The following is a 17,313-nucleotide window of genomic DNA, read 5'->3' on the forward strand; positions in this document are numbered from 1 at the left end:
CATGTTTCCATTTCCACAACATTACCTTGCCTACCACGGCAACCGCAACGGCTGGAAATTCAAGGCATTTTTAGTTGTTGTGATCACATTCTTTCCCATCCTCATTATCGTCGGTTCAGGATGGTTGCTCATCCAATTTATACAATGGGTTTACAGGACGTTCCGTCCCCCAGAGTCTCGGAAGCCCAAACATGTAATCTCTCACGCTACTCAAAAGAGTGGTAGTTTAAATCCTCACTTTGGTAGAATACCTAAAGTTGAAGCAAAGCCTGTCAACCAAATAACTCAGGCTCAACATCGTGCCCACCAAACTGCCCACGCTCCCCCACCATTAGCAGACCCTGAGGAACTCCGCGTTGCGAATAAGACCATCCTCGCCCAAGCGGAAAAAATTCGAAAGCAAAACGAGATTATCGGCTATCTGCGTGAGAATGAAGCCCTGTTCCAAGCCTTGAAAGAAAAGTACACTAAAAAAATTCGACGCTATCGAGAACGCATTTCCAAGCTCGAACAACTGCAACACCGACAGGTTGTCAGAATTTCAGACCTGAAAGAGTTGCTCGAAAACGCACTTAAAAACAATCTAAGGCTAAAAAGAAGGCTTGAGATATTGGAACGTGAAAACTGGCTTGCGAAAGCAAAACAGGGATCACGAGATGGCTCGCCACTTGATCCAACGGATATTCGGATTAATCCTTCCGACACAGATACCACCCACTTAGCAGCGACTTAAAGCTTCTTTTCTATTAAGCGCACTGCTTTCTCGGATTCGGGAAGGCGGTGTGCTTTTCGATGAAATTATCTGGTCTATCTATTTTTAAAGTAAGGCACAAATTCCTATCTTGACGCCAAGACATTTTCACCCTTCGGCGCACACTATCCAGTTGTCGTCACGCACCACATAAAGATCAATGAACGCCCCTCAAAGAAGTTTTTTTCTGCGTCGCCAAATTTTTCTGGCGTACCACCTCCCGCCTACTCCAATAGGAGATTTTCAGGATCTGCATACTGCACGAGTGATCGCAAATAAATTGAATGCAGACCGCTCCCCAGAACAATCTATACGTGCCAGCGACCTCAGTGCAGGTGCGCTTATATTGGACTCCCTGGGTAGTATTATTACGTGGTACAAGCAGAAATCCGGGCGCGACATCATGCTGGAATCTTACCATGCCCTGCGTAACCGGATTGGAGAAGTTGCCTTACAAAAAACCTTTTTGGCATTTGTAGAACAGTTTCCGCCAGATAGGGTTTTGAGTGGTCAAGTAACACCCCGTCAATACATCGAAGGGCGGGAGGGTGCCTTGCTGGAGGAATTAACCTTGTTGCGGTTGGCCAACCAAAATCCTGCCTTTGCGCCGCTTAAGGAGTTGTTCGACGACGCTGACTTGATTCAACATACCCCATACCTACAGGTTTGGGAAACTTTGCAGACCTATTGGGTTTCCAAAGCACCGCGTATAACTGCCGACGCACCGTCGGAAGAGATAGGTAATGAAGAAGCAGATTTATTAGAAATGCTGACCCATCTGTTCCGGCATTACCCCCATTCTTTGGCTGAACAATTGGCCTATCTCCGTGGACGTTGGGGGCATCGTCTTTCGGACTTAAACCCTTCTTTTCTGGTTCGTCTTCTGCGCGGTGAAGACTATATTCGCGAAGAAATACGTCCTTTTTTTTCCATGACGCCCGATGCACCTCCGCCTTCCTTCCCTGCGGGACGCGATTGGCAGAAAGGCATGCGGGCCATTATCGAGGAAGATGGCGCACATGAACCAGAAGCCTTTAGTGAAGACTTGGATTGGATGCCGAATGTGGTGATGATCGCAAAGTCCACATTAGTCTGGCTTTACCAATTATCCCAACAATATGGGCATGAAATTAGCCGATTAGACCAGATCCCAGACGAAGAATTGGACAAACTCCGAACATGGGGCATTACAGCACTTTGGTTTATCGGCATTTGGGAGCGCTCCAAGGCTTCGGAACGTTTTAAGCAACGCATGGGAAACCCTGAAGCCACGGCTTCGGCATATTCGCTTTATGATTACGAAGTGGCCGCTTCGTTGGGTGGACGTGAAGCCTTTCTTAACTTAAAGGCCCGTGCATGGAAGCGGGGAATCCGCATTGCCTCAGACATGGTTCCGAACCATACAGGCTTAGACGGTGATTGGGTTTTACATCACCCCGATCGGTTCATCCAATTACCACAGTCACCATACCCGTCCTATTCTTTCACGCATGAGGATTTATCGGACGATCCTCATATCGGCATTTTTATGGAGGATCACTATTATGACAGAACGGATGCGGCGGTGGTATTTAAACGGTTAGACCGCAGAACAGGGGAAGAGCGATATTTGTATCATGGAAACGACGGAACAGGACTGGCATGGAATGATACCGCACAAATCAACTTCCTGAACCCAGAGGCAAAAGAAGCCGTCATTCAAACTATTTTACGAGTCGCACAGGATTTTCCGGTTATTAGATTGGATGCTGCAATGGTGTTGGCCAAACGCCACATCCATCGCTTGTGGTTTCCGGAGCCAGGAAAAGGGGGAGATGTGGCAAGCCGATCGGAGTACGGGCTTACCAAAGCCGAGTTTGAAGAGGCCATGCCCGAAGAATTCTGGCGCGAGGTGGTGGATCGTGTGGCTACGGAGGCGCCCGATACCCTCTTGCTGGCCGAGGCGTTTTGGATGCTGGAAGGCTATTTTGTACGAACACTTGGGATGCACCGTGTGTATAACTCCGCTTTTATGCACATGCTTCGCGATGAGCGCAACGATGAGTTCCGGCAACAAATTACCTCCACCCTCGAATATGATCCGGAAATTTTGAAACGATATGTCAACTTCCTGAACAATCCGGATGAAAAAACGGCGGTTGAACAGTTTGGTAAAGGGGATAAATATTTCGGTGTCACCACACTCATGTTAACCCTACCCGGCTTGCCCATGATCGGACATGGCCAAATAGAAGGGTTTTCAGAAAAATATGGTATGGAGTACCGACGTGCCTATTATAATGAAACACCCGATCATCACCTTGTTGCACGTCATGAAAAAGAAATCTTTCCACTTGCCCATAAACGCTATCTATTCGCCGAAGTGACCAACTTCCGGCTATACGACTTTCTACAGGACGGTGAAGTCAATGAGAGTGTGCTGGCTTTCACAAACCGATCTGGAAAAGAGCGTGCTTTGGTACTCTACAACAATTCGTATCACCGAACGCAGGGGATTTTCCGTTCGTCGGTGAAGTATCGCAATAAACAGCGTGAAACATCTCCGGAAAATCCGTACATCGAAACCCAACATGTAGCCGAAGCGTTGGGACTAAAAAAAGGTGCCCATTGGTTTACCATCTTTCGCGACCAAATCAGTGGGTTGGAATACCTTCGTTCTAATACGGTGGTCTGGGGACGCGGCTTTCTAATGACCCTCAACGGCTACCAAAGCATGGTATTTACGGAAATTCGGGAGGTTGAAGATACCATTGGGCTTTATAGAGACCTGCACGACAGCCTTCATGGACACGGCGTCCCCAACGTGGAAGAAGAGATTAAACTTCGACAACTTCGCCCTCTCCACGAGCCGTTCGTAGAAGTCCTCAGCTCGCTTCTTGAAGCATTTGAAAGCGACTCGCCTCACTATATAGTCCAACCAGAAACCTTTGCCAAAACGTATGGCACCTTTATCCGAGAAGCAGCATCCCGTACGGGCGGTGTGGAGGTGGATTTTGATGGTTTGGTGCAAGACATTCAACAATTTTCAGAGTCGGTTATTGCCTATGAACACCGTCGGAGTCATGATGCAGCAGCGCCCTTGTTAGCAGAAGCACCGGGATGGGGGGATGAAGAACCTATTGAACATCCAGAGCCGGAGCATCCTTATCTGGACATCAAACGATTTCGGAATGCCACCCTTGCAGGATGGTTGTCTGTCAACCAACTCGGGCGCCTTACCAGCAAAAATGGCCGGAATGTGGGACATAAGAGTAGAGGATTTATTGAAGCTTGGCTTTTGGATAAACCCATGCATCGTGTATTTCGGGAGCATGGGCTCAGTGCCGAAGATGCTGGAGTGGCTGTGGTATATGTTTGCCTACTAACCAGTCAGAAGAATTGGTATAAGCCCCATAAAACCAATGCCACTATCTGGCAAAATGTAGTCACCGATCTGTTTAATGATCCGCTCGCTATGCAATACATGGATGTTCATGAGTGGGGTGGGGTGCGCTATTTTCGCAAAGAACGGTTCGAGGAACTCTTGCACTTGCTGGGCGTTTTAGCGCGAAGACAACACCACCAACAAGGGCAGGAGACGAAGGCCAGAATCCATACGCTTTTGTCCGGCTTTAGTGAATTTGCACAAAAAGCTGCGTACCGATGCGATGCGATTCTTGAAACCAACTTCGGCGATCAAGAACCACTGCCTTCCGAGACCAATCCGGATACCTCCGGATCTTCTACCAATTCTTCCACTAAACCAACACGTACAATGGCCTATAAATTTGAAGTTTATCAAGACAAAAAAGGGGAATACCGTTTCCGATTTAAAGCGGCGAATGGCCAGGTGATGTTTGCCAGTCAAGGGTACGAACAAAAAGCATCTGCACTGAAAAGCATCGAAAGCATTCAGAAAAATGCCGGAGAAGCTATTGTGGTAGAAGTCCAAGAAAAAGACGAAGCCTAAACCTTTGACCGCTTTTAACATATTTTGAAAGGGAGATGGTTATCCGCTATCTTCCTTTTTTGTTTTCGGAAATGATATTTCCCGCTTAGTTGTATCCTTAAACGAAATTTTGCATGAGCTTGCACCCCGAAACCCTCTTAGCCCATGCCGGAACTACCTCGGATGATGCTTCTGGCGCTCTTTTGCATACTCCTCATTTGGTAACCACGTTCCAACGAGCGGGTGATGGAACATATCCGGGTGGGTATGTTTATACCCGTTCCGGAAACCCAACACGCACACTCTTTGAAGACACCTTGGCACGGTTAGAGGGTGGAGTGGCTTGTGCAGCCTTTTCAAGTGGCCAAGCTGCTACAATGGCCATTCTTCAAAGCCTGCCGCCAAAAAGTCATGTTTTGATTCCTGAATCCGCATACTTTGGTATTGGGGCACTGCTGGAAACCGTTTTTAACGGAAAAAGTCTCTCCTATGACCGGGTGGACATGACCAACCCTGCTCTGGTACAAAGCAAAATTTGTTTAAAAACCCAGCTAATCTGGGTGGAAACGCCTTCCAATCCTTTATGCCTCATTTCGGATATTGATGCTTTGGCACAGCTTGCGCACCAGAACAATGCCCTTCTGGTGGTGGACAATACACTGGCTACGCCTCTGCTCCAAAATCCGCTAAAACACGGGGCCGACCTCGTTATGCACTCTGTAACCAAATATCTGAGTGGTCACTCAGACGTTTTGGCTGGGGCTGTGGTCGCAAAAGATGAAACCCTTCTGAGTGGTATTCGCGACATCCAGACATTGGGTGGTGCCGTCATGGATCCCTTCAGTGCGTGGCTTGCGATGCGAGGAATGCGTTCGCTTGGTGCCAGAATGCGGGTTCACCAGGAAAATGCCCACCTTGTAGCCACCTTTCTTGCGGGGCATCACCGTGTCAAATGTGTACATTACCCGGGACTTGCCAGCGGAGACGTTCAAACCCTTGTCTCACACCAAATGTCGGGATATGGTGGCTTATTTTCGTTCGAGGTTTTCGGAACGGCCCAAGAAGCCCTCGCCATTACCGATCGGGTTAAGGTCTTTACCCGCGCCACCAGTTTGGGTGGAACAGAGAGCCTGATTGAGCATCGCTATTCCGTTGAAAAACCGCCAACAACCACCCCGCCTACCTTACTACGATGCGCTATTGGCCTTGAACATCCCGATGACTTAATTGCAGACTTGGCACAAGCATTAGCAGGTTGACTGTCTATTGAAAGGTACGTATGTCCTTAATATAGGACAATTGTAAAAGCCTGATAAGAGGTCTAAGCCTCAAAATAAGCCTCAAATGAGGCTTATTTTATGTGTATCCTTCTTTGGAATGGTTTTGGCAAAAAGAATAAGTAAGCAAGGATGAAAAGGGCATCATCCGGCGTGTTTCCGAAAAACACCCGTTTTGGAAAACAACTTATAATCCGCCTGAAAGCCCGGTTTAAGTTCCTTAACAAAACCAAAAGGAGTTTGTTCAATGAAACACATGCAAAACCGTACGATGCTACTTGGGACCCTGCTCCTGTGCCTAATGGCCTCCGCCGCTCAGGTTCAGGCGCAACGGGACCGACGAGACCGCGACACACGTGGTCGTGACGATAGGGGTAGAACCGAGAGACCCCGCGACCGACATAACGACCGAAACCGAAGCCAAGACCGTTACCGCGACAACCATCGTTATGGAGATGTGTATTATTATAATGGCCGTTGGGTAGATGAGAGCCGCTACGACCGATCGGACTGGCACGGACGCTATTATCGCTATCGTCATCACCGGAGTTGTACCGCCGGACACTGTGTACGAACTTGTCGGTATTTCGGCTGGAATTATCGGGGACACCACCCCAGTTGCCGCCACCAAAAATGTGTCCGCTCTTGCCGACATTACCGCAAACCGGGCCTTCTCTCCCGGATTTTCCACTAAGAATAGCAACCACACGCCGGCATAATCCGGCATAATCGGGTATCGGAGGCCACAGGAACATCATTTGAGCCATGAACGCCTTCCTGAACGGCCTCCGGAACTCCGAACCTAACCCTGAACTTTTAAATCTTAATTGCCATGACAAGCCTCCATTACGCTCCTCTTAGATGGATGCTGACACTGATGTTGATCAGCCTAATGGCCATGCCCGATGCTTTTGCACAACGAGGCCGCCGTTCCGATAACAACAACAGCACGCCACCTACGAATACCCCTGCACCACGCGCCGATAACAATGGTTCACGCGGATCCCGTGGAAGCAACTCGTCCTCCGACAACAACGACAATCGCCGAAACCGCGACGAAGCCCGGCCTTCCACGCCTCCTGCAACCGTCATTTACCCACAACGTGGTAAAGATGGGCCGAACTCCAATGCCCGCAATAACGATAACCGCAATAATCGCGGGTCGCAAGATGGGGGCAACCGTGCGAATGACAACCGTGGAACCCGTGACAACCCAAACTATGGACGTAGCAACGATCACCGACCCAATAATGGTGTAGATTGGGGAGATCGCAACCGAAATAACCCGCCCCGTACCAACCATAACCGGGTACGCCGCCCTTGGAATCCGCCGAGATTTGATCTTTATTTCGGATATGATTATAGCCGTGTTCGCTGGCATCGTCCCATCTGGAACGACCGCAACCGAAGCAGCTGGCGCTCTAACTATGTCTATAAGCAATATGTATATGTGGAAGATGGGTGGGACTACAACGGATCGGAGTTAGAAATCCGCACCAGAATTCGTCAGGAAACAGTGCGCTCTGGATTCAGCCATGCACGTATTACATACACGATCACAGGAATTGATTTATATAGAGACGGTTATCACATTGGTTCAGTAAATTCTTTGCCGGGAAACTTTGGTCGCCTTTATGCTACCCTTAGCCCCAGTGGTGACATCCAGTTCGACAACATGACGTACATCATCGGAGACCCGTCTTCCGGATTTGAACTGATAAACACACGCTATACCAACAGCTACTACATTGGTGCTGCCCGAAATGCCCGTGCTGCCGTGCTCGACTTCCGCGCCCGCCGCGCTTATGAAGTACAATACAGCCACTTTATCAGCGATCGCTACTATCGCGACTATACCATGGTGCCTCTTGTACCAGAAGACGATGAATACGGCTTTGGCTATACGGTCGCCGGATTTAGCTACAACGACGACTGGTACTACGAGGACAACGGGTATCGCGATGGCGTCCGGTACCGCTCCGACACCCGGAACCGTGTTGGAACCCGCGAAAACGTGGCGCCTAGCACCACCAATTCTTTCCGGAATGGTAACGAAAAATCCATCCGTACAGACGAGGGAACGGAAGTTCGGATGCGTCGCCGGGTAGAGATTGTAAAAGAAAACTAAGCTCCCAGTATCACACCTCCCCCTTGTGATCGCTGAAAAGCCCCTGTACGGATGTGGGAATCCTGCGGGGGCTTTCGCATATATTAAATGACCCAAAACAAAGGCATAGAGTCCAATATAAGTTCTTTAGAATCAAGAGGTAATAACAAATCCTTGGTAACAACTCAGGGTCAAAAACCAATCCATCAAAAGTGCGTCATCATCATAAAGTAACTGTCGCCACTCATGATCTTTTCACAAAGGGTTCTGATGAAAGACGAAACTTCCAGCAGCGACAGGTAACGAAATCGCTCAGAATTTCGTTTGGCTGCCCGCAAATCTGTATTGTATTTTGATGCCCCTTGCAATGAAAAATGCCGACCTCATGATCAACCCTCGTGTATTACTCGCCATTGAATCTTCGTGCGACGACACAGCCTCAGCCGTTTTTGTGGAGGGCGAAATTCGTTCCTCTATATTATCTTCGCAGGAGGTGCATAGCAGTTTTGGTGGTGTAGTACCCGAACTGGCCTCTCGCGACCATCAGCGTCGGATTGTGCCCGTTGTAGAAAAAGCCTTGGAACAGGCCGGGGTTTCTCGGCACAACGTGGATGCGATTGCGGTAACCTATGGCCCTGGCTTGGCTGGGTCGTTGCTCGTGGGGCTTAGTTTTGCTAAGGCATTTGCTATGTCCAAAAGTGTGCCTTTTGTGGGTGTAAATCATATGGAAGGGCATATGTATTCTGTCTTTTTAGAAGAAAATCCGCCTGCGTTTCCGTTTTTATGTCTGACTGTTTCGGGTGGGCATACTGAATTGACGATTGTAGAGGAAGGGTTTAGGCATACTAGAATCGGAAAAACACGAGACGATGCTGCGGGCGAAGCCTTTGATAAAGTAGCCAAACTGCTTGATCTGGGTTATCCGGGTGGACCCAAAATTGACCAGTTGGCCTGTGAGGGAAACCCTACCTACATCCGGTTCCCGCGAACCAATTTGCCGGGTTATGATTTCTCCTTTAGTGGCATCAAAACGGCCATGTTGTATCATTTGGGTAGAATGACCGATGAAGCAAGGGAAATAGAAATCACACAGCATCTGGCAGATTTATGTGCTTCCTTTCAGGCGGCAGTGATAGACATGTTGTTGGCGACCACGTTACGGGCTATCTCGGAGACCGGGCTACGACAAGTGGCTGTTGTGGGGGGCGTTTCCGCCAATACCGCTTTACGGGCAGCCATCAACAAGGCAGGCATCGAGCATGGTTTCTCCGTACACATTCCTGCACTCAAATACTGCATGGACAATGCGGCCATGATTGGGGTGACGGGTTTGCTTAAACTCCGTGCGGGCATCACCAGCCCCCTTTCATTAAATGCCCAGCCCAATTTGTCGGTTTAACATGAACGGCTCAATTCACGTCTCCATACGTCTCATGCAGCAGGAAGACCGCGAAGTCTTGGTACACCTATTTACACAAACCGTTCGAATCGTAAACCGAATAGACTATACGTCCGAACAAGTGCTTGCATGGGCACCCGATCCACCGGATATGCAACGCTGGCCATCTGTTTTTGAGCCGCCCGTACAAACTTTTGTGGCCGAGGTCGCGGGCAACATTGTAGGATTTGGCCAAATTGCGCGAGATGGGTACATCAATTGCTTTTATGTTCATGCAGACTTTCAGCGTGTGGGCGTAGGGCGGAACCTCATGATCCGCTTGTTGGAGCAAGCCCAAACGTGGCATTTAGACCGTTTATATTCGGATGTAAGCCTCACGGCACGCCCTTTTTTTGCTGCTTTTGGATTTATGGTCGTCGCACGTCAAACAGTGCAGGTACGTGGGGTAGAAATGGATAATTTCCGAATGGAAAAAACAACTCCATAAATCCCGAAGCAACATACAACCTTAAAATTCTGTCATCCATCTATTTTTGATGTGGGATGAACCAGATTTGGTCGTAATTTTTAAAATTCCTTACTTCCAACCAACATACATAATGCCCGACCCCACGAACTTGCTTTTGCGTTTAGACGCGGTTACGCCCATCACGCCGGAACACCCTACCCAAGAAGACTTGATACCGTGGCGAGACCGGATTGATGTCATTGATCGCCTCATGATCAACCTCCTGAATGAACGAGCGAACTGCGCCGTAGCCATCGGACATATTAAGCGGAAAGTGGGGCTTCCGGTTTATGTTCCTGCCCGAGAAGAAGACGTATTGAACAATGTTAGTTCTGCCAATCCTGGCCCACTTTCCAATCAAGCCGTTCGACGTTTGTATGAACGGATCATAGATGAAACCCGTTCTCTTGAACGACAACTAAGTGAAAACGATGTCTGATACCCCCACACCCAACACACCACCCACCCCGTCAACATCCACTCCATCCCCGGAATCCGTATCTCCTTCTTTGCTTAAGAAACTAGCCAGACCCCTTGGTATTGGCTTGGGTATTGTCTTGCTGGCGGTTGGATATTTTATGTTTAGCGGCAACACGTTATCCTACGAAGGGGTTCGCGGAGCCAAAATCAAGCCCGGAAGCGGCTTCGATGGCGTACTTCGTGGCCTTCGTGATGCGGGCATTCTCCAGAACGAAACATCTTTTAAAATATTGGCAACCATTACAGGTGCGCGACGTTCGTTTAAAGGCGGTTACTACGAATTTAAGTCCGGCGCCTCTAATTGGAATATTATTTCCCGAATCAAAAATGGCGAACAAACACCGATCAAAGTAACGTTCCTACCTGGATGGCGCCCCAAAAAAGTGGCCGAGGTACTGGAGAAGAAATTAGAAATCCCACCCGCCGAATTTTATGCTGCCCTTAGAGACGAAACCTTCGCAGCCCAACTCAATACAACACCCTCCTACCTATTTGGTTACCTGATGCCCGAAACCTACAATGTGTATTGGGGAACTAAGGTGCGCCCGTTAATCCGCCGCATTAAAGCCGAGTTTATGGCACGCATTACCGAGGACATGAAGGCCAAGATGAAGGCTCGTAATCTGACCTTAGACCAAGTGGTTTCTCTTGCTGGTATTGTGGAATGGGAAGCCCGAAAAGATGCCGAAAAACCACGGATTGCGGGGGTGTACTCTAACCGCTTGCGGGATGGGATGTTGCTCCAGGCAGACCCAACCGTGCAATATGCGTTGATGGAAACCGATGGCGGGATCATGCGCCGTTTGTTGTACCGAGACTACGCCTTCCCACATCCATACAATACGTATATCCATCCTGGCCTTCCACCGGGCGCAATTACCAATCCATCGTTTAACGCGGTAAAAGCATCCATCAACCCAGAAACACATGACTACTATTTCTTTGTGGCAGACGGAACGGGTGGCCATCTCTTTAGCCGATCCTTAAGCGAACACAATGCCCGTGCAGCCGATTATCAAGCAATGATGCGGGTACGACGAGCCGAACAACGCCGCGAAGCGGAGCAAAATCAAAACCCGGATATCTATCCTACGCAGCAGTAAAAGTTGCTCATCTGAAAACGAGAAACGCCCCGTAGAATTCCACAGGGCGTTTTTTTATGGCTCGAATGACGATCCAACACCGACTTAGAGCGTCACTTTGAGTTCAATGGTTCCAATCTGACGATTCACTTTCCGATTCACTAACGGGTCATCATTAAAGCGTGACGGGCTGAAGGTGGATAGGTCTGTGTATGGCAGATACAAGTCTTTGTAGGTTTCATTCAAGACTCCGGCATTTAATTCAAATTTATTTCCGAATTTAACACCGGCCCCAAAAGAGATATAATTTTTTTCACGGTTCACTTCGGGGTTTTTGCGGGCATCAGGTGTTCTGCCAGCGCCCATCCGAACCGTAAAGTTCCGCCAGATAAATTCACCTCCCACAGCCATTTGCAATACTGTTTGATAATTTTCTGCAATATTGTCGTTCAAACGGTTAAAATAATCGCGGTCAGACTCGGCACTAAGTTCCATTTTGGACCAATCCGTAAACTCCACATCTCCAAAAAGGTTCAGGTGGCTATTGGAATATTGAAGCCCGGCTCCCAAGCGCCAAGGGGTTGCAATTTGGTATTCAAACGCCCCTGTCCCGACGTCGTTGGAAAGTCCACCATATTCATATGTTTCTCCGTCATCGTATTTGGTCGCAAGGATGGTGGCGTATTCTTCTGCAATATTATACGCAGTAGGCGTCTCGGCTACAATGCCTATTTTAATTTTTTCGGTCAGTTTTCCAGAGACTCCAAACCGTAAATTGGCTCCACTTACGCCTGTATCAAGGTTCTCGGTTAAGGTCAGCCCACTAAAGTTCACCGTTGGGTAAACCCCATCATTATCATTATAAAGATCATTTTCTTTAAAACTGCGGCGATATTTATAGTTACCGAACAAGATATTCAGGGAAGCACCCACCATCACATTGCGTGAAGCCTCCCAAGCCCCCGCGAAATTCAGTTCATTCACATCGCCACTTTCACGAATGCCCCCTTCCTGCAAAACGGTTCCTGTTTGGACACCTGCAAAAAAAGGATATTTTTGGGCCGTATAAAATGCTTTATCAAAGTCTATCGCATAGGTCTCGAAAGCAATGGTAGAGATGGGTGAAGTAAACGAAAAACGGTCATCGTTTGTCCCGATAATGCCATCTGTTCCGGCATTAACCGTATAAGCATCTTCCGCCGGAAGGAAATAATCGGTAATCGAGTTCTTACCATTCTCCCCAGAAAAGTTATTGCTACGGTCGTATTGCGTAACTTTGTTTACCCCAACACCAAACGCTAAGGAGCCACGAGACACATTCACCTTCTTCAAATAGCCCAAACTGGAAATCCCAGAAGTGCTAAATGCCTCCGTATTGTTTTTCGCAGCCACACCCGGAACCACATAGGAAGATTCGTCTTCGCCGCTCAGTACCTGCAAACCACCCTGAAACGAGGAATATTTGGCCCATCCCAAACCAGCCGGATTGAGTGCGGTTGCAGACCAATCTCCGATCCCAGCACGTCCGGTAAGTCCAATCCCGACCGATCGGGCGCCCGCATTTAGGCTGCGTTGTGTATAACGAATAGCATCCTCGGCGCTTTGTGCTTGTGAGGAGAGGGCCCCGACAAAAAGTATACCTACCACTAAAACAGATTTCAAAAATCGGTATTTCATTTTATTTGACGATTTAAATGTTGAAGACTTAATCATGATCTAAAAGGACGCAAAATGAATCCTCTGGGATACAAAAAGGGCCTGTACAGCCATGTCTTAGATTGCACAGGCCCCAAATGTGGGTTTCTTTACCGGATTAATTACCGCGACGACCTCTGGATTCCCCGCCGCCCGAAGAGCTACTACCAGAGCCAGAGGAACGGGACGAGCCAGAACCAGAAGAACCAGAGGAACTGGGGCGTGATGCCTCGGAGCTACGGCGGCTACCGGAATCACCAGAACTCGATGACGGTGGGGGAGAACTGGGGCGTGATGCCTCGGAGCTACGGCGGCTACCGGAATCACTGCTGCCTGAAGAAGGACGTGACTCAGGACGACGCTCAGGACGATAGGCCGGCGCACGGTCTGCCGGACGGCTCTCTGGTCGTCGGGTTGTGGCAGCGGGCGCAGAAGGGCGGGGTTCCTGACGAGACCCGGTACCCAACTCATTGTTATTGGCATTGCCTCTGGATCCACGACCCGTTGCACTTGGGGTGGAAGTGCCGCGACCAGTACTGGTGCTGTTGGCATTGGAACCGCGCGTTCCTCGACTGCCAGTGGAGTACGTATCTTCTCCGCGAGCCGGACGCCGTGTAGTACTGCCCGTGGTTTGTGATCCGTAGCCACCATCTCGGCCTGCACGCGAGCTACCACTATACGTACTGCCGCCAGTAGTGGTGCCATATACGTCCGATCCTCGCGTCCGACGACCTTGAACGTTTTGTGGTGCATCTCCTAATGTTCCACGAGAAGTACGGGAAACGCCAGAAGCAGTTCCACGAGAACCCGTCGCCAATCCTGGACTTAACGAGCCACGTGTACGCGAGGTAGAAGTGGAGCCGACGGCTGCGAGACCGCTGCTATACCGGCCACGAGGAGCATAATTCCCCGTGTTGCCATATCCCCCATACCGATTTCCGTGATGGAAGCCATCGTACCAGCCAGCATAATAGCCATTACCATAATACCTGCCAGAATAGCCATAGTAGTTGTAGCCCGGTGGACACCAATAGGAACTGTACCAACTTGCCGGACGCCATGGACTCCAATAGCTGTCGTAATAGTAATAGTCGTAATAATTATACCCGTAGTAGGAATTGTTGTACGATGGACGATACCAAGAATACGGGCCATAGAAGGCATCGAAGTAGAACGAGTAGTTATACGGCTGATAATAATCGTATCGGTCGTAATAGGCATAATCGTCATCATCGTAGTAGTAGCGGTTTACATCCACCGCGCCTTCATCGCTATAACGAACATCTTCGGCACGTTCGTTTTCATAGTAGCGATCGTCCGCTGGGCGGCGTTCCACCACCACCATGCGGGTGTAGCAACCGCTCAGCCCTACCATAACGGCAAAGAGCGCGAGGGTCGCAAGGGGTTGACGGAGCATCGAACTTTTCATAGCCTTATCTTAAAGATTGATAAACGTTTTGGGAGCGCCAAGTTGTTGTGGTAAGATTTTACCTATTGTGTGTAGCCGCCTACAGGTTGCTGAATGTCACCAGTTAAATCGGTTATAACGGAGAATGGTTCCCCTGATTAATTTTAGCAGCAAGTGTTGTGCCGAATTGGCTGTGTTGCCTGATGCTAAGACGGCGCTTTCTAAAATATTGTTTAGTGATCCCTATATGGTACTCATTAATAGTAGGGAGATGAGCAGTACGGACAAACTAGTTCCACCCATCCACCGCCATGCCTTTCGCGAGATTTCGTGCTCAATCGGACGTTTTAGGGTAAATGCTGCAACCATCGCGGCATCATTTGCATAAGGACGATTTTGGCTGTTAAGATCCTCGGTGTTGAGACCAATCATTTCCACCGAAAGGGATTTTTTGTAGGCCGTGGTAATCGCTTCGCGGGTTCCATCTTCGTATTCCACCACTCGCTCTGCCCCCTCACCGAGTAGTGATGTAGCCGTAATCACTGAGTAGCGCTCGTTGTTGATCAGTTCTATGGTCTCACTTTTTCCATTTCCTAATAGCACAAAGTGGGAAAATCCATTTTTTAAGGCTGTTTCACCACAATTACGCAACAAATAGACCTGAACCAACGCGGGCGGAAAGGTGGAGTTGGCGTATGAAACTAGAAACCTTCTCTCAGAAAGTTGTATCGCATTTTTACCCGATTCGTATTGCATTTGCGTGGAAATACAGCCTACTTGCATCATCAAAAAAAGCAATAATACCACTCTTCTCATGGTCTTTCTCCTGTTTTATGATTATGGAGGGGTGTTGGGTGTTTTTATTCTAAATCTCACGCCATCCAAGTTGGATACACGCCCCTTCCGGCATGTATATTACTTCATTACTCAGGTATGGGACTTGCATTCCATTCTTTATTGAAATTCAATGCAATCACTATGCCGTAACAATTTTGTGACACCTATGCCGCAATTTCGCCATCATTTTCATGGGATAGTAAACGGGATGTGTCCATCATATTAGTCAATACTGTACAGAATGGCAGACGTAATAACAAAACGCGAGACCGATTACTCGCAGTGGTATCAGGATGTGGTGAAGAACGCAAAGCTCGCCGAACACTCCCCCGTTCGTGGGTGTATGGTCATTCGTCCGAACGGATTTGCCCTTTGGGAAAATATGAAGGCGGAACTAGACCGAATGTTTAAAGAAACAGGTCACGTGAATGCCTATTTCCCTATTTTTATTCCAGAATCTTTTTTATCGAAAGAAGCCGATCACGTTGAGGGATTTGCAAAAGAATGCGCAATTGTCACGCACTCTCGGTTGCGGGTAAAGGAAGACAAATCCGGCGTGGAACCCGATCCAGACTCGAAGTTAGAAGAAAACCTGATCGTTCGCCCTACTTCCGAGACCATTATATGGGATACCTATCGGTCTTGGATCCAATCTTGGCGGGATTTGCCCATCCTCATCAACCAGTGGGCCAATGTGGTTCGGTGGGAGATGCGCACACGACTTTTCCTCCGAACAATGGAATTTTTATGGCAAGAAGGCCATACGGCACATGCCACCGCAGAAGAAGCCATCGAAGAAACCGAAAAAATCTTAGACATTTACGCCCATTTTGCAGAGCACTTTATGGCCATGCCTGTCATTAAAGGGGTTAAAACCGAAAGTGAAAAGTTTGCAGGTGCCGATAAAACCTATTGTATCGAAGCCCTGATGCAAGATGGGAAAGCCCTTCAGGCGGGAACTAGTCACTTTTTGGGACAAAACTTTGCCAAAGCTTTTAATGTTCAATTCCAGAACAAGTCTAACGCATTGGAATATGTTTGGGCTACGTCTTGGGGCGTCTCTACACGGTTGATTGGGGGGCTTATTATGACACACTCGGACGATCAGGGACTCGTGTTGCCCCCCCGAATTGCCCCTACGCAAGTGGTCGTGGTGCCAATTGCTGGGAAAGAGAATGCTGTAGCAGTCTTAGAACGGGCCAAAGCCATTACACTTGACCTGAAAACTGCGGGGATTTCGGTAAAATTAGACGACTCAGACCAACGGCCAGGCTGGAAATTTAATGAGTACGAAGTACAAGGTGTACCAATCCGTCTGGCACTTGGTGGAAGAGATCTGCAAAAAGGCACCATCGAATTGGCCCGTCGGGACCTGCGTTCTAAAGAAACGGTTACGCAAGAGAATTTAGTCCAGACCATCGAAGACACCTTGGCGGCAATCCAGCAAAATCTTTTTGACCGTGCCCAAACCTACCGCGACAAGATGATTACCCCTGTTGAGACCTGGGACGAATTTATAGAGGTTTTAGCATCCAAAGGTGGCTTTATCTCGGCGCATTGGGATGGGACAGCCGAGACTGAAGCGCTTATTAAAGAGGAAACCAAGGCCACCATTCGGTGTATTCCTTTAGATCAAAAACCGGAAGCGGGAACCGACCCTCGCTCAGGAAAGCCTTCTGCGGGCCGTGTTCTCTTTGCACGGGCGTATTAATATATCCTGTTTTACTGCTGCCAGACGCAACACCCCGTTCCCCATTTCCGGATACGGGGTGTGTTTGGCGACTCCTTCCCTTGCGCAACGTACTCATCTCCAATAGATAGTGCTTGTCCAACATCGTTAG

General features: G+C 48.7%; 13 protein-coding genes. 10 read left to right on the top strand and 3 right to left on the bottom strand.

Annotation, left to right across the window (positions count from 1 at the left end; all coding sequences use genetic code 11):
- Position 1: 1 nt before the first annotated feature.
- The 9 genes from JNN12_08015 to mltG all read left to right on the top strand — a co-directional run bounded on the left by JNN12_08015 (position 2) and on the right by mltG (position 11,553).
- Positions 2-733, top strand: a complete 732-nt coding sequence (locus JNN12_08015; protein MBL7978274.1) for a hypothetical protein — start codon at positions 2-4, stop codon at positions 731-733.
- 178 nt (positions 734-911) lie between these two features.
- Positions 912-4,700, top strand: a complete 3,789-nt coding sequence (locus JNN12_08020) for a DUF1508 domain-containing protein (GenBank protein MBL7978275.1) — start codon at positions 912-914, stop codon at positions 4,698-4,700.
- A 113-nt stretch (positions 4,701-4,813) separates the two neighbouring features.
- A complete protein-coding gene (locus tag JNN12_08025) occupies positions 4,814-5,938 on the top strand; it encodes a PLP-dependent transferase (GenBank protein ID MBL7978276.1) in 1,125 nt (374 codons plus the stop codon).
- A 274-nt stretch (positions 5,939-6,212) separates the two neighbouring features.
- Entirely contained in the window at positions 6,213-6,650 is a 438-nt protein-coding gene (locus JNN12_08030; GenBank protein MBL7978277.1) for a hypothetical protein, read from the top strand.
- A 138-nt stretch (positions 6,651-6,788) separates the two neighbouring features.
- Positions 6,789-8,084: a hypothetical protein gene (locus JNN12_08035; GenBank protein MBL7978278.1), complete on the top strand. Its 1,296-nt coding sequence runs from the start codon at positions 6,789-6,791 to the stop codon at positions 8,082-8,084.
- 346 nt (positions 8,085-8,430) lie between these two features.
- Positions 8,431-9,462 carry a tRNA (adenosine(37)-N6)-threonylcarbamoyltransferase complex transferase subunit TsaD gene (gene tsaD / locus JNN12_08040; protein MBL7978279.1) on the top strand — a complete coding sequence of 344 codons (1,032 nt, stop codon included), beginning with the start codon at positions 8,431-8,433 and terminating at the stop codon, positions 9,460-9,462.
- Between the two features lies 1 nt (position 9,463).
- On the top strand, positions 9,464-9,949 hold the full coding sequence (locus tag JNN12_08045) for a GNAT family N-acetyltransferase (protein ID MBL7978280.1): 486 nt from the start codon (positions 9,464-9,466) through the stop codon (positions 9,947-9,949).
- Positions 9,950-10,061: 112 nt separating this feature from the next.
- Positions 10,062-10,409, top strand: a complete 348-nt coding sequence (locus JNN12_08050) for a chorismate mutase (GenBank protein MBL7978281.1) — start codon at positions 10,062-10,064, stop codon at positions 10,407-10,409.
- The gene (gene mltG / locus JNN12_08055) at positions 10,402-11,553 is read left to right on the top strand and encodes an endolytic transglycosylase MltG (protein ID MBL7978282.1); all 1,152 of its coding nucleotides are present in this window, start codon (positions 10,402-10,404) and stop codon (positions 11,551-11,553) included. Before JNN12_08050 ends, mltG begins: the two co-directional genes overlap by 8 nt.
- An 84-nt stretch (positions 11,554-11,637) precedes the next feature.
- On the opposite strand, the gene JNN12_08060 is transcribed toward mltG, so the two are convergent.
- From JNN12_08060 to JNN12_08070, 3 genes are all read right to left on the bottom strand, one after another.
- Positions 11,638-13,209: a hypothetical protein gene (locus JNN12_08060; protein ID MBL7978283.1), complete on the bottom strand. Its 1,572-nt coding sequence runs from the start codon at positions 13,207-13,209 to the stop codon at positions 11,638-11,640.
- 136 nt (positions 13,210-13,345) lie between these two features.
- On the bottom strand, positions 13,346-14,656 hold the full coding sequence (locus tag JNN12_08065) for a hypothetical protein (GenBank protein ID MBL7978284.1): 1,311 nt from the start codon (positions 14,654-14,656) through the stop codon (positions 13,346-13,348).
- Between the two features lie 222 nt (positions 14,657-14,878).
- Entirely contained in the window at positions 14,879-15,451 is a 573-nt protein-coding gene (locus tag JNN12_08070; GenBank protein MBL7978285.1) for a hypothetical protein, read from the bottom strand.
- Between the two features lie 262 nt (positions 15,452-15,713).
- On the opposite strand from JNN12_08070, the gene JNN12_08075 reads away from it, so the two are divergent.
- Positions 15,714-17,183 carry a proline--tRNA ligase gene (locus JNN12_08075; GenBank protein MBL7978286.1) on the top strand — a complete coding sequence of 490 codons (1,470 nt, stop codon included), beginning with the start codon at positions 15,714-15,716 and terminating at the stop codon, positions 17,181-17,183.
- Positions 17,184-17,313 lie beyond the last annotated feature (130 nt).

The organism is Bacteroidetes Order II. bacterium (assembly GCA_016788705.1).
Lineage (GTDB): Bacteria > Bacteroidota > Rhodothermia > Rhodothermales > UBA2364 > UBA2364.

Bases quoted from the DNA above. Each gene is read 5' to 3' on its own strand.
- JNN12_08015 (MBL7978274.1), top strand. From the start codon at position 2: ATGTTTCCATTTCCACAACATTACCTTGCCTACCACGGCAACCGCAAC.
- JNN12_08020 (MBL7978275.1), top strand. From the start codon at position 912: ATGAACGCCCCTCAAAGAAGTTTTTTTCTGCGTCGCCAAATTTTTCTG.
- JNN12_08025 (MBL7978276.1), top strand. From the start codon at position 4,814: ATGAGCTTGCACCCCGAAACCCTCTTAGCCCATGCCGGAACTACCTCG.
- JNN12_08030 (MBL7978277.1), top strand. From the start codon at position 6,213: ATGCAAAACCGTACGATGCTACTTGGGACCCTGCTCCTGTGCCTAATG.
- JNN12_08035 (MBL7978278.1), top strand. From the start codon at position 6,789: ATGACAAGCCTCCATTACGCTCCTCTTAGATGGATGCTGACACTGATG.
- tsaD (MBL7978279.1), top strand. From the start codon at position 8,431: ATGAAAAATGCCGACCTCATGATCAACCCTCGTGTATTACTCGCCATT.
- JNN12_08045 (MBL7978280.1), top strand. From the start codon at position 9,464: ATGAACGGCTCAATTCACGTCTCCATACGTCTCATGCAGCAGGAAGAC.
- JNN12_08050 (MBL7978281.1), top strand. From the start codon at position 10,062: ATGCCCGACCCCACGAACTTGCTTTTGCGTTTAGACGCGGTTACGCCC.
- mltG (MBL7978282.1), top strand. From the start codon at position 10,402: ATGTCTGATACCCCCACACCCAACACACCACCCACCCCGTCAACATCC.
- JNN12_08060 (MBL7978283.1), bottom strand. From the start codon at position 13,209: ATGAAATACCGATTTTTGAAATCTGTTTTAGTGGTAGGTATACTTTTT.
- JNN12_08065 (MBL7978284.1), bottom strand. From the start codon at position 14,656: ATGAAAAGTTCGATGCTCCGTCAACCCCTTGCGACCCTCGCGCTCTTT.
- JNN12_08070 (MBL7978285.1), bottom strand. From the start codon at position 15,451: ATGAGAAGAGTGGTATTATTGCTTTTTTTGATGATGCAAGTAGGCTGT.
- JNN12_08075 (MBL7978286.1), top strand. From the start codon at position 15,714: ATGGCAGACGTAATAACAAAACGCGAGACCGATTACTCGCAGTGGTAT.